Annotated in this window: 10 protein-coding genes; 8 read left to right on the plus strand and 2 right to left on the minus strand. The window is 46.8% G+C overall.

The annotated features are described in order from the left end of the window. Positions 1-25 precede the first annotated feature (25 nt). Positions 26-691, minus strand: coding sequence for a gamma-glutamyl-gamma-aminobutyrate hydrolase family protein (locus tag MINF_RS02275; protein WP_012462849.1), 666 nt, complete (start codon positions 689-691; stop codon positions 26-28). A 399-nt stretch (positions 692-1,090) separates the two neighbouring features. Between MINF_RS02275 and hyfB the strand changes: the two genes are divergently transcribed. From hyfB to MINF_RS02315, 8 genes are all read left to right on the plus strand, one after another. After that, positions 1,091-3,094: a hydrogenase 4 subunit B gene (gene hyfB / locus MINF_RS02280; protein WP_012462850.1), complete on the plus strand. Its 2,004-nt coding sequence runs from the start codon at positions 1,091-1,093 to the stop codon at positions 3,092-3,094. Next, positions 3,091-4,038, plus strand: a complete 948-nt coding sequence (locus MINF_RS02285; RefSeq protein ID WP_012462851.1) for a respiratory chain complex I subunit 1 family protein — start codon at positions 3,091-3,093, stop codon at positions 4,036-4,038. The genes hyfB and MINF_RS02285 overlap by 4 nt, the downstream gene beginning before the upstream one ends. After that, positions 4,035-4,700 carry a hydrogenase-4 component E gene (locus tag MINF_RS02290; protein ID WP_012462852.1) on the plus strand — a complete coding sequence of 222 codons (666 nt, stop codon included), beginning with the start codon at positions 4,035-4,037 and terminating at the stop codon, positions 4,698-4,700. Before MINF_RS02285 ends, MINF_RS02290 begins: the two co-directional genes overlap by 4 nt. Continuing rightward, on the plus strand, positions 4,697-6,127 hold the full coding sequence (locus MINF_RS02295) for a hydrogenase 4 subunit F (RefSeq protein ID WP_012462853.1): 1,431 nt from the start codon (positions 4,697-4,699) through the stop codon (positions 6,125-6,127). The genes MINF_RS02290 and MINF_RS02295 overlap by 4 nt, the downstream gene beginning before the upstream one ends. Before the next feature lie 4 nt (positions 6,128-6,131). Continuing rightward, on the plus strand, positions 6,132-7,658 hold the full coding sequence (locus tag MINF_RS02300; RefSeq protein ID WP_148205092.1) for a hydrogenase large subunit: 1,527 nt from the start codon (positions 6,132-6,134) through the stop codon (positions 7,656-7,658). Between the two features lie 10 nt (positions 7,659-7,668). Further along, a complete protein-coding gene (locus MINF_RS02305; RefSeq protein ID WP_048810433.1) occupies positions 7,669-8,181 on the plus strand; it encodes an NADH-quinone oxidoreductase subunit B family protein in 513 nt (170 codons plus the stop codon). A 270-nt stretch (positions 8,182-8,451) separates the two neighbouring features. Beyond that, positions 8,452-10,536, plus strand: a complete 2,085-nt coding sequence (locus MINF_RS02310; RefSeq protein WP_012462856.1) for a glycosyltransferase — start codon at positions 8,452-8,454, stop codon at positions 10,534-10,536. A 96-nt stretch (positions 10,537-10,632) separates the two neighbouring features. Continuing rightward, positions 10,633-11,580 carry a class I SAM-dependent methyltransferase gene (locus tag MINF_RS02315; protein ID WP_148205093.1) on the plus strand — a complete coding sequence of 316 codons (948 nt, stop codon included), beginning with the start codon at positions 10,633-10,635 and terminating at the stop codon, positions 11,578-11,580. Positions 11,581-11,698: 118 nt separating this feature from the next. On the opposite strand, the gene MINF_RS02320 is transcribed toward MINF_RS02315, so the two are convergent. Next, the gene (locus tag MINF_RS02320) at positions 11,699-12,922 is read right to left on the minus strand and encodes a nucleotidyltransferase domain-containing protein (protein ID WP_012462858.1); all 1,224 of its coding nucleotides are present in this window, start codon (positions 12,920-12,922) and stop codon (positions 11,699-11,701) included. Between the last annotated feature and the right edge of the window lie 48 nt (positions 12,923-12,970).

Genomic DNA, 12,970 nt, shown 5'->3' on the forward strand with positions numbered 1-12,970 from the left:
CAAGGAGCATCTTGCGGGAAGGGGACTAAAGAGAAAGGAAAAAGGCATGAAAGAGGGATTTATAATAATGTAAATCTCTTTCTGGATGGTACTGGACTCCCACGCAAAAAGGATAGTCCTTTAATCTTACCTGTTCAACGATTCCATCTTTTTTTGACCGGGCTTCTATCCGAAGGCCGGTAGCGATCCTATCGAGGGCCTGGTGGTGTGAACTGTTAACCTTGGCAAAACAAAAAGAGGGTTGATTTTCAAAGTCGAGTTCTTGGATATTCTGGTCGTGCTGTCCCGGGTCGTTGTGCCCGGGTATGTCGAGAAGAAGGCTTCCTCCAAGAAAGGTATTGAGAACCTGTATTCCCCTGCAAATACCGAGAATGGGCTTGCCGTTTTTGAGGGCCTGTTCAAGAATGCTAAATTCCCACTCGTCGCGTAAGCGGTCGCAGGATTGAATGAGGGCAGGATTATGAACCGGTTGTTGGGCGTATTTCTCCAGGTATTCCCTGGAAATGTCTCCTCCACCGGTGAGCAGAACCCCGTCGTATTCAGGGGGAAAAGGAAGGGGAAATGAACCTTTAGAGCTTGCCGCCCGGACGTCGACAAGGACGGTGAAAAATTCTTTTTCTGCCCATTGTCCTAACCGTTTGAAAAGTTCTTTGTCCTCGTCTCGAACCCAGCAATACACTTTTTTGAGCATGAAAAAATAAACCTATAGCTAAAATACGGGGCAAGTCCTTTTTGTTAATCCCTTTCTATAATTAAAAAAGAAAAAAATAATAATTATTTAATCAAAAATTATTACAAAGTATTGGGCTTTGAATAGGATATGCAATCTTAAAAAGAGGGTTCATTCCAGGAGATGTTTCCCTGTATATAATCAATGCTATTATTATATTATTAGCAATTATATACTTATCGCTGTTTTTGATATTGACAATTTTATATAACTACACTATTCTTTTTAGAAATTTTTTAAATGAGAAGTTTAAGGTTAGCCCCTCTTTTATCTGCTTTCTTTTTTGCAACTTCCATGGGCTTGGTTCGTGCTCTACTGAAGGTCTACACAACTTGTTGATACTTTGTTCTTCGTATTAAAATGCAAGATTATCTCCTTAAGGGATTGCTTTTATCTTTTGTATTTTACCTTGGCTTGATTTTGCTTGCGAGGAAAAACTACAGGGGAGTTTATCTTCTCAGCGGGTTCTACGCGGGGATTTCTTTTCTTCTTTCTCTATTTTTTCTTCTCTTTCATGGGTCGAGCCAGGCGGCTGTATTTCCTTTAGGTCTTCCGGGAACGGGGGCCCATTTTAGAATCGATTCTTTGAGTGCATTTTTTCTCTTGGTGGTCAACCTCGCTTCTTTTATGGCCTCCTTGTATGGCCTTGGGTATGGTTCGCATTTTGCTGAGCAACAGAGGATACTGCCTTTTTATATCCTTTTCTTAGGATCGATGAACATGGTCCTCCTGGCCGCGGATATGTTTAGCTTTCTTTTTTTCTGGGAGCTTATGTCTCTTTCTTCGTGGGCCTTGGTGATGTCTTCGCACAAAGAAAAAGAAACGGCTGGGGCCGGTTTTATCTATCTTTTGATGGCCGTCCTGGGGACGTTTGCTCTCCTTTTTTCAATGAGCCTGCTTGCTTCCCATTCCGGAACTTTCAGTTTTGAGGGGATGAGCAAGGCTGCCTTGCCCTCAAAGAGTGCTTCTCTTGTTTTTGCTCTTGCTCTATTTGGAGCAGGATCGAAAGCGGGACTGGTGCCCCTGCACGCTTGGCTGCCCAGGGCTCACCCGGCAGCCCCTAGCCATGTGTCTGCCCTGATGAGCGGGGTGATGACCAAGGTAGCCGTCTATGGATTTCTACGGATCGTCTTTGATCTGCTGAGAACCCAGGAAAAATGGTGGAGCTATCTTCTCCTTGTCATTGCAGGAGTCTCGATGATTGCAGGAGTTCTTTATGCGCTCATGCAGCATGACTTAAAAAGGCTGTTGGCCTACCATACAATAGAAAACATCGGCATCGTTTTTGTGGGTATCGGTTTAGCCATGGCTTTCAAGACCTACGGTATGGTTGCTGCTTCTGCCCTTTCTTTTAGCGCTTCTCTGTTCCACGTTCTGAACCATTCTCTTTTTAAAAATCTGCTTTTTCTTGGTGCCGGCTCAATCCAATCTTCAACGGGCAGCAGGGACATGGAAAAGCTGGGAGGGCTCGTTTCGAAAATGCCCTACACCGCCTTTGCTTTTTTGATGGGGAGCATGGCTATTTGCGCCCTTCCCCCGTTAAATGGTTTCGTTTCCGAGTGGTTGCTCATGCAGTCGATCCTTTTGAGTCCCCAGCTTCCTTCATGGGGATTAAAATTCCTCGTTCCTTCCATTGGGGCTTTCCTTGCTTTGTCTGCCGCCTTGGCTGCCAGTTGTTTTATAAAAGTCTATGGGATTACTTTTTTAGGGCGACCCAGGTCGATGAGTGCCATGGCGGCAACTGAAACCGATCGGTGGTCTCTGCTCGCCCTCTATTTTCTTGCTTTTCTCTGCCTTCTTTGGGGTGTCTTTCCTGCCCCCGTCCTTCATTTGTTGGGACCTGCCGTAGGTTTGCTATCCGGGGGAGAATATTTTAATCTTTCCGGAAAGCCTTTTTATGAGCCTTTATCGTTGAACATCGATCGCAATGCTTATAATGGGCTTTTTTTGATCCTTTTGCTGGGGGGATTTTCCCTATGCATTCTGTTCATGGTTTTGGGGAAAGCTTCGCCTTATGCCCGGAAAACACCCGCGTGGGATTGTGGATACCCTGAAAATAGTCCCTTTTGTCAATATACGGCCGGTAGTTATGCCCAACCGATTCGCAAGGTTTTCGGTCCCGCTTTTTTTGCGGTAAAAGAGAAGGTGGTATGTTTGAGCCCTTGGCTGCCCAAGCCTGCTCGAATATTTCTTAGGCTCCATGATTTAGCCTGGGAATACGGCTATCTGCCGGTGGCTCGGACAATCGATAGGTGGAGTGCAAAGATCAACATCCTGCAGTTTCTCACCGTGAGAAGATACCTGGTCCTTGTTTTCGTGACCCTGGTGGTCCTTTTGTTATCCTTGGCCCTCATGCTCCAATGAATAACTTCCTTTATCAGCTTATAGATATAGTTCTTGTCCTCTGCATCGCTCCCCTGGTTACGGGGATTGCGGTTAAGACGAGGGCTCGGTTGCTGATGAAAAAAGGGCCCTCGGTCTTTCAACCCTACCGCGACCTGCTAAAACTTTTACGTAAGGAGGTGACCCTCCCGGAAACGGCTTCCTGGCTTTTTAGGGCGATTCCTTACGGGGTCTTTGCAATGAGCTGGCTTGCGGCTTGTCTTGTCCCCACGTTTTCTTCCGGCCTGTGGTTTGGAAAAGCCGCGGATCTGATCGCCATTATCGCCCTGTTGGGCTCGGCACGGTTTTTACTTTCCCTCGCGGCGTTGGATCCGGGAACGAGTTTTGGAGGATTGGGCTCAAGCCGGGAATCTTTCATTAGTTCCCTTGCCGAACCGGCCATGATCATGATCATTTTCACCCTTGCCCTTGTGGCCAAGTCGACTGATCTATCATGCATCTCTTCTTTCATGATGTCCGGGCAGGCGGGTCTTAGAGTTTCCCTATGGCTTGCCCTGGCCTCTTTTGTTCTTGTTGCTATTGCTGAGAATGGAAGGATTCCGGTGGATAATCCCTCGACACACTTGGAATTAACCATGGTTCACGAAGCCATGATCTTGGAATATTCGGCCAAATACCTGGCTCTGTTGGAAGCGGCAAGCCAGCTCAAACTCGTTCTCTATTTATCCTTGATGATGACGATCTTCTTTCCCTTCGGGATGACTTCTCCAGGTAATGAGATAGCACAGCTCCCTGTAGCCATCCTGGTTTACCTGGCCAAAATGGCCATGGGAGCCGTAATCCTTGCTTTTTTTGAAAGCCTGGTGGCAAAGATGCGTCTTTTTAGGATACCCAGTTTTCTGGGAGCCGCTTTCATGCTTGCCCTCCTGGCCACCCTATTACTTTTTGTTTCACGAAGCTTATGACCACCAACCTTAATTTCGATATCGCTCACATGCTGGCAGGATCCATGCTTCTTGTCAGTTTTATCCTTCTGTACCAGGATAGGATGTTCAGCCTTCTGAATGTCTTTAGTCTTCATGCCCTCGTGCTGGCGGCGGCCGCAGCCTGGCAGGGTTACATGCAGAAAGCCCCTCATCTCTATGCCACGGCATTGATCGCCTTGGGGTTCAAGGCTATTGGAATACCTCTCTCTTTAAGATGGCTCGTAGTTAAGCTGGGCATTCACCGAAAGATAGAGACGGTAGTGGGCACGGGACCTTCCGTAATCCTGGGAATAGGCCTGACCGCTCTTTCCATTACGGTGATGATGAAAGCAAGTGGGTCGACCGATCCCATGACGAGGGAAGATCTATCCTTTGCCCTGGCGGTGGTTTTGATCGGTCTTTTGATGATGGTCAGCAGGCGTAACGCGATCAGCCAGGTGGTGGGATTCATGTCGATGGAAAATGGCCTTATTCTTGCGGCGGTAGGAGCCAAGGGAATGCCCCTTGTCGTCGAAATCAGCGTCGCTTTTTCCGTCATGGTTGCCCTTATCGTCGTAGGTATATTCCTTTTCCGGATAAGAGAGCGGTTCGATATCGTCGATATCCGCAGGCTTGAAAAGTCAGGAGGAGAAAGGCCATGAGTGCCGCAGCGGTTATTCTTTTTCCTTTTATCGGCATCCTTCTTCTTTCCCAGATTTCCTCTTATAGGATTTCAAGCTGGCTCAACACTCTTTTTTCTTTTCTTTCTTTCGTCGGTTCCCTTTTTTTGCTTTTCAAAAAAGACCCTCCAGGTTCGTTTTTCCTGGTAGATGAACTGAATATCGTTTTCATTCTCCTGACGAATTTCATCGGGTTTACCACGGCCCTTTTCAGTCAGCGTTATATCGCCCATGAAATAGAGATCGGCCATCTTTCCCCTCCCTCTTTAAGGTTCTATCACAGCATGTACCAGGCTTTGCTCTTCGGCATGAACCTGGCCCTTTGTTCTAATAATATCGGGCTTATGTGGGTATCGATAGAAATGGCCACGCTCTCTACCGTGCTTATGGTCGGTATTTACCGGACGACGGAATCTTTGGAAGCTTCATGGAAATACTTTATTCTTGGGGGCGTGGGCATAGCGTTGGCCCTTTTTGGAACGTTTCTTTTTTATATTTCCGCCCGGCCTACGATTGGAGAAGGCCTTGCCGCTATGGCTTGGACTAACCTCTTTTCGCATGCAGCCTACCTGGATTCTTCCCTTGTTAATATCGGCTTTATCTTCATTCTCATTGGTTATGGGACCAAGGTGGGTCTTTTCCCCCTTCATGGATGGCTACCGGATGCCCATGCCGAAGGGCCTACTCCGATTTCCGCCGTTCTTTCTGGATTACTCCTCAACGTCGCCCTCTATGCGATCCTGCGGTTTAAGATTCTCCTTTCAGCCAATCCCCATGCCCTGCAGGCAGGCCCCCTTCTCACGGCCATGGGGCTTGCTTCCGTGTTGTTTGCAGCGCTTATGTTCTACAAGAGAAGGGACATTAAACGGCTCTTTGCCTATTCATCGATTGAACATATGGGAATTATCTCTTTTGCTTTTGGCATTGGGGGTGCCCTTGCCAACTTTGCGGGGCTTTTGCACATGAGTATGCACAGCTTGACCAAGTCAGCGATCTTTTTTGCTATCGGTTACATCTCCCAGATAAAAAGGACGCAGAAAATAGCCGATTTATCCGGGCTGACATCAAGCCATCCGGTTCTCGGTTGGGGTCTTGTCTTTGGAGTGCTCGCCATAGCAGGGCTTCCTCCCATGGGTGTTTTTATGAGTGAATTTTTGGTGTTAAGTTCGGCTTTTGCCCGGTCTCCCCTGCTTGCTGCCTGCCTTGCTGTTGGATTGATTACGGCCTTGGGAGCGTTGATCCTTAAACTGGTTCAAGTCAGTTTTGGAGAGCCAAGAGGAGATTCTTCACCCATTCGTTCCTTGTATCTGCCGATGTTCAGCCATTTCCTCCTTGTTTTTGCCGCCGGGGTCTATATTCCCCCCCGGGTCGTCGAATGGTTCCAACACTGCTCGGTACTGCTCAAGTGATTTTATGAAAAAACTGACCTCTTCCAGTCCTTCTTCTGGTCTCCTAACTCGAGTTGAACCTCGGGAAAAAGAGAAATTTTGGTCATTTGAAGAAATTGAGGAAAAGCGTTGGTTAGCCCTCGGGAGAGAGCCACTAAAAACCGAGTTTTCTCTTTTTGGACTTTGGGGTGCTCCTCAAACGGTTTACTTGGCGCTCCTTGACCGTGGAGGGAGCAAGATTTCTCTGTTTGGCTTGCAGGTTCCGGAAGGGAAATTTCCCTCGGTTGCGGTGGCCTATCCGTCGGCGGCCAGGCTTGAACGTGCCCTTTACGATCTCTTTGGGTTGCAGGCTCAAGGATCATTGGATAGCCGTCCATGGCTTGATCATGGAAAGTGGGGAGTTCGTTTCCCCATGGGGGATTCTTATCCCGACGGGGAAGAAAAGCTTTATTCTTTTTTCCCCGCTAGAGGAGAAAGCCTCCACCAGGTCCCTGTTGGCCCTGTTCATGCGGGGATTATTGAACCGGGACATTTTCGGTTTACCATGTCGGGAGAAATCGTCGTCCGGATGGAAGAACGGCTCGGGTATACGCACAAAGGCATTGAAAGCCTCTTTTCGGGGGCTTCGATCGACAAGGGGATGGAGATTGCAGGAAGGATTTCTGGGGATTCGACGGTGGCCTATGCTTACGGCTATGCTCTTGCCGTTGAAGAAGCCCTGGGGATCTCTCCTCCTCCTCGAGCGGAGTGGATAAGAGCGCTCATGGCTGAACTTGAAAGAATGGCGAACCATTTTGGGGATGTTGGGGCTATTTGTAACGATGCGGCTTTTCCCCGGATATTGAGCCGGTGCGCTCTATTGAGGGAAAAAATCCTCCGTTGTGCCCAAAGTTGTTTTGGGCATAGGCTAATGAGGGATAAGATCGTTGTCGGTGGAGTAAAAGAGGATTTGAATGCTGAAGGACTGTCAAGGATAAGGGAACTGCTCGAAACAATCAAGGAGGAGGTGGTTTGTTTGAAGGATTTTTACGATTCCAAGAACTCTTTGCAGGATAGAACGGTGGGAACGGGAGTTTTGGACCGCCGCCTGGCGGAGCTATTTGGAGCCGGTGGATTCATTGGAAGAGCTTCAGGAAGAAATTTCGACAGCCGCAAGGCTTTTGCCTACAAACCCTACGATAGTCTCTCTTTTGAGGTTCCCGTCCTTGAAGATGGAGACGTCAATGCCCGGGTTTGGATCCGGATCTTGGAGATTGAACAGAGTGTCAAGCTCCTTGAGCAGATTTTAGAAGGTATGCCTCCCGGCTCGATCTGTGCAGAAAGGATCGGTGGTGAAGGGAGCGGAAAAGGGCTTTCAGTGGTAGAAAGTTTCAGGGGAGATATCCTGACATGGATTGAAATTTACAACGGGAAAATCATCCGCTGCCATCCCAGGGATCCATCCTGGTTCCAGTGGCCCCTTCTTGAAAAAGTGATCGTAGGTGGCGTTATCGCGGATTTCCCTCTTTGCAATAAATCCTTCAACTGTTCTTATTCGGGACATGATCTTTAAAAAAAAGACGATGAAAAGCTGTTTTTTTAAAAATATCTTTCCTAAGGTAGCAACAGAAAAATGGGAAAGGAATGAACAGGGTGAAATGGCCAGGCTTTCTTCTGAACTTGAGGGGATATGTAAAAGAAAACTGGGAAGAAGCCTGGCTATAAGGGAAGTTGATGCGGGCTCTTGCAACGGTTGTGAGTTGGAAATCCATGCCCTTAACAACCCTTTTTATGATATCGAAAGATTCGGTATCCGCTTCGTCGCTTCTCCCAGGCATGCGGATCTGCTCCTGGTTACAGGTCCGGTGACAAAAAATATGGTTGAAGCGCTCAAAAGGACATACGATTGCATGCCCCATCCGAAGTGGGTGGTGGCCGCCGGAGATTGTGCTCTTGGCCGGGGGGTTTTCAGCCAAAGTTACGCGGTGGTAAAAGAGGGAGTGGAAGCTATAATTCCTGTTGATCTCAGGATTGATGGCTGTCCTCCCACTCCACTCGATCTGCTCCGGGGATTGGTATATTTGTTGGGCAACTGATGGCGGACCATTCCCTGGCTTTCGATCTTTATTTTTTTTGTTGTCTTTTTTTTACCTAGAAGATATAAGCCATTAGTCGATTTGTATTAACATTTCTGGCCGGGCAAGAAGGTCGTTTTTGTTTTTATAAGTCAAGGCTTATGCTCAAAAAAAAAGGGCCTTGCGTTTTTTTTATAATCGATAGGGAATTGTGCCGGTCAATTTATTTTATGCCATTTTACAAAGTGTGATCGAGGGGGGCAAAAATCCGACGGCAAAAGATAAGAAGGCATGAATAGGCAAGAAAAAATCTCTATTTTTGTTATACTGCGGAAAATCGAAAAGGAACTGAGACGATTCAAAAAGAGGATTTTTTCTTTAGCGGTAGAATCAAAAAATGGTGTTCCTAGACCCGAGGATACATTTCTATTTTCGGATGCTCAAGAAAAGGTCAAGCTGCATATCGATAGTCCCCCTATCCATAGCCCTGAGTTTCCTTTTATCACCGGGTTAGTTTCTCTAAAGGGCTGGGTCATTGCCAGGCAAGGGATAAAAAAGTTTAGATGTTCAATCGATGACCGGCCTATCGAAAATTTCCTTTTTGGTTTTTCAAGGCCGGATGTAGCAGCGGCACACCCCGACTACAAGGATGCGGCAAAAAGTGGTTTCTGCATTAAGATTGATACCCGTCTTTTTGAAAAGGGAGAACATAGCCTTCGGTTTTTTATTGAAACCGAGGACAAGGAGATCAGTCTTGAGCGCAAAATCCTGATTAGTGGCCTTGATTCACAACTGTGGCTTGAGAACAACAAGTTGCTTGACCAGGATCGGGGAAGGCTCCTGGAAATGGAAAGAACCTGGAAAAAAAAGCCGTTGATTTCCCTTCTTTACGTCTGGGATAGGCATTCGCCGGGGAACAAGGAAGAGCTTTTTTCCCAGAGCTTCTTATCCCTCAAAGACCAGGTTTATAGCCGGTGGGAGCTGCTCTTGATCTGTTCCCGGGATAAGCCTGAAGAAGGCTTTTTGCAAGCCTTAGCCAAAGAGTCTTTTTGCAAAATCAAACCCCTTTTTTTTGCAGGTCAAGAACAGGGGCAACTTCCAGAAATCCTTCCCCGACATTGCGAGGGAGATTGGATTGGTATCCTTTCCCAAGGGGATGTTCTTGACCCATGTGCTCTTCATGCCTTTGCCCAGGTCATCCAAGAACATCCCGAAGACGAACTGATTTACAGTGATGAGCAAGGAATAGACGACAACAACCAAAAGAAAATTTTTTTTAAGCCTTCTTGGTCGCCGACCTTGTTGTCCCACTATCCTTACCTGGGAAAGTTATGGATAGCTAGAAAAGACCGCTTTTGGGCCGTTTTTAAAGACGAGGATCTTTATTCCCTCAACATAGATCAGAGAAAAATGGTGCAGTTGGTCAGCGATCCTACTCATGTTACCCACATTCCCTTTGTGCTCTGTTCGGGGAAAAGAAGGGAAATAAGGCATGCGGAAGAAGCGGAAGTTTCTTTTCCCCAAGATCTTTCCCTGACCATCTCCATTATCATGCCCACGATCATAAAAAGGGAAGATGTCGTGGAACGCTGTTTTAAGTCAATTTTTGAAAAGACGACCTATCCTCATTTTGAACTGCTTACCATCGTCAACCGCTATTACCTGCCCGATGACGATCCTAAAAGAAGGCTATTGGACCGGTGGCCCGTCAGGAAGATTGCCGTGGATTTCCCTTATAACTGGTCTCGTCTTAACAACTTGGGAAAAGACCTAGCCCATGGACAAATCCTTCTTTTTCTTAACGATGATGTTGAAGTGCTGAGTCCAAGTTGGCTTGAAGCCATGCTCAGCCATGCTGTGCAAGAAGACGTGGCCGCCGTAGGCGCCAAGCTTTACTACCCGGACATGTCTATTCAGCATGCGGGCGTTTATTTTACTCCCTCGATGATCGGAGGCGAACACATATTGCGGGGATATCGGGATGAAGAAAATGCCGAGAGATGGTTGGGAGAAGTGGACAGGGAATGCACGGCGGTTACAGGAGCCTGCCTGATGATTAAAAAATCCCTTTTTGAAAGTCTTGGCGGCTTCGATGAATCCCTCCCCGTGGCTTTCAATGACGTGGATTTTTGTTTGCGCGCCTGGCGTAAAGGTCTTAGGAATATCTTTTGTGCCCGGGCAAAGCTGATTCATTATGAGGGGATGAGCCGAGCGGGGATTCCCGAAGAAAACGATTATAAGCTGCTCCTGAAAAGATGGGCGGGAGTATTTGAAAAAGGCGATCCTTATTGGAACCCTAACCTTTTGGATTACCTGCCCAACTGGACCATGAATCCCCTGGCGAAAGGAAGCTTAAGGGGCAGAAAAATGATGTAAGCCAGGAACGAGGGCTAGCCCTGCGCTTAAAAAGATCCCTGTACTCTAGCCCATGGATAAGCGGCAAACGGGCATGTTGAAATGAAGGGAAAACCGATGGTGAATATAAAAGAAAAGATCGGCCGTTTGGGTTTTTTTGATGAAAAATTTTATTGCCAGAGTTATCCTGAAGCCTGCAAAGGGGGTATTTCTCCTTTAGACCATTACTTGGAAATCGGCTGGAAAGAAGGGAAAAATCCCAGCCTTTCTTTTAACTCCTCGTGGTATCTGAACAGTTATCCTGACGTGGCCAAAAGCGGGATCAATCCGCTGGTGCACTATATTGAATTTGGAATTTTTGAAGGCCGCCTTCCCGCCCCTTCTTTTTGCTGGAATAAAAGGCTGGATTATCCCGGTTCTGTCAAAGCTCTCTTTAGCAGTCATAGTAGAGAAAAGGCGGCCGAGTTGGCCGTTGGGAGTGCCGGTCAATTTCAGTCCATGGGCAACATCCTTCTTGAGTTAACCGTTTTGTGGGGAGGATTATCGGAGGGGATGAAACTCTTGGATGTAGGATGTGGTTCAGGAAGACTGGCTTATGCGCTTTTTTGCTCCGGACTATCCGATAAAGTCCAGTATGTGGGGATTGATATCGTTCCGGAACTTTTGGACTACGCTAGGGAAAAGTGTAAAAAAGCCAATTTTATTTTTTTGTATAACGACCGGTTAAAAATGCCCCTTGAAAATGAGCAATTCGACGTAGTCTCTTTCTTTTCCGTTCTTACCCATCTTCTCCAGGAAGAAGCGGTGATCATGCTTAAGGAAGCCAAGCGTGTTTTAAAAGCCCAGGGAAAGCTTCTCTTTACTTACTTGAATATATTTTCTCAAAATCATAAAGAGATGTTTTTACAAAGGGTCGAACAGATGGAAAAAAATGCTTCACCCCTTCTTTTGGATATTTATATTAGCCCGGAACTTGCCCTTGAATATGCCCGTATGCTCGAGATGGAAGTCTTGTATAACGGCCCTTCGTCCTGCGGTCAATATCTTTGTGTTCTGAAGAAATGAGGAGGGAAGACAACCCGATTCTTCTTAAGTAGAAGCGGGCATACCGTTGAACGGTCGTTGTTTTCTTTAGGAACCCAGAGCGAGGAAAAAGGACTGACTGCTGAATCCCGGCTTAAAATTAGCCTGCTCTTCGTTGTCCCGGAAGATGCCCACTATTTTTTTTCAACAACCCGCGGAGGAATACGGAAGCAAAATTCCTACGGAGCCAGTGGAAAATGGCAACGGAAGCGGAGAGGGGAATGTAGAGGAAAGACAAAAAGGAGGGAAGGGGATAGTGCTTGACGATTTCTTCACTGGGGAAGCGGAGGGATTTCAAGGCAAAAAAAAGCTTGTCTTTTTTAGAAGAAAAGAGTTCAAAAAGGCTAAAGTGGCGGACGTAGGGGAAAGAAGAGGGGGAAGAAAAAATCTTCTCTTTTTTGATCCAGTTTTTACCCAGAGTTTCCAGGATTTCTGCCGGCACGGGGGTATCGTAGAGCGCTTGGGCCAGGGCAAGTCCAAGCATGCAAAATCTTTCCCATCCAAAATAAAACGCCTTGTCGGTGATCTCTTCCCATTCTTTTTCCTTGAAATTACTTTTTAAAACGTACTCGTGAACGTCGAGGAGATGACGCAGGCATTCCCAGCGGTGCTTGCTGCCGTGGACCAAGAGAAAGAGCAGTTCGTTGACCTTGTTCATCCTCCACAAGGAGATATTTTCCCACATTCCCAAGGTTTTTTCTTTCCAGATTGCCTGCAGAGCCCTGCGGTCGATCTTGGAGTTGAAAGCTACAGACCAATGCAGTTCGAGGATGGAAGGAGCGAAATCCAAGGGATTTTTTTTCTTGTACAACGAAATGTCCTTGTCCCAATAGAGAAGGGTCTTTAAATTTATCTTTCGGCCGGTCGATTCGCCGTATCCCAGTTCTTTTTGAAGGAGGAAGATCGTCTTGGGGACATCTTCCAAGCCAACCAAAAGATCGATATCGGTGGTGCTTTTTAACCTCCATTTTTCCCCGTAGAGCATTTGACTCAAGCCTATTCCCTTGAGCAGAATGGCCGCAATGCCTTCCCGGTTCAGGAGGTTCAAGATTTTTTTTTGTTCTTCAAAAAGCAAGTCATTTCTTTTGGCGGTGCTTTGGCAAAGGAGGGAGAGTTTTTTCTTGATTTCTCCAGGGTAGGGGAACCTTCCGTTTAGGTTATCCAACACGAAACCCCAAAGGCCGTGAACGAAACAAAGATTGTAAAAAAGCTCCCAATGGAAGGACCCAAAAGAAAGGTTCTTCTTTATTTCATCCGTCTGTTCTTCTTTGAGGCTATCCCTTCCTAACAGGAGGACCGCCTTTTCCTCTGGTTTTAAATGCATCTTAAAAATGGCTTTTCCCCCGTGCCTCTATAGGCATAACCTTGTAAA

The organism is Methylacidiphilum infernorum V4, assembly GCF_000019665.1.
Classification (GTDB): domain Bacteria; phylum Verrucomicrobiota; class Verrucomicrobiia; order Methylacidiphilales; family Methylacidiphilaceae; genus Methylacidiphilum; species Methylacidiphilum infernorum.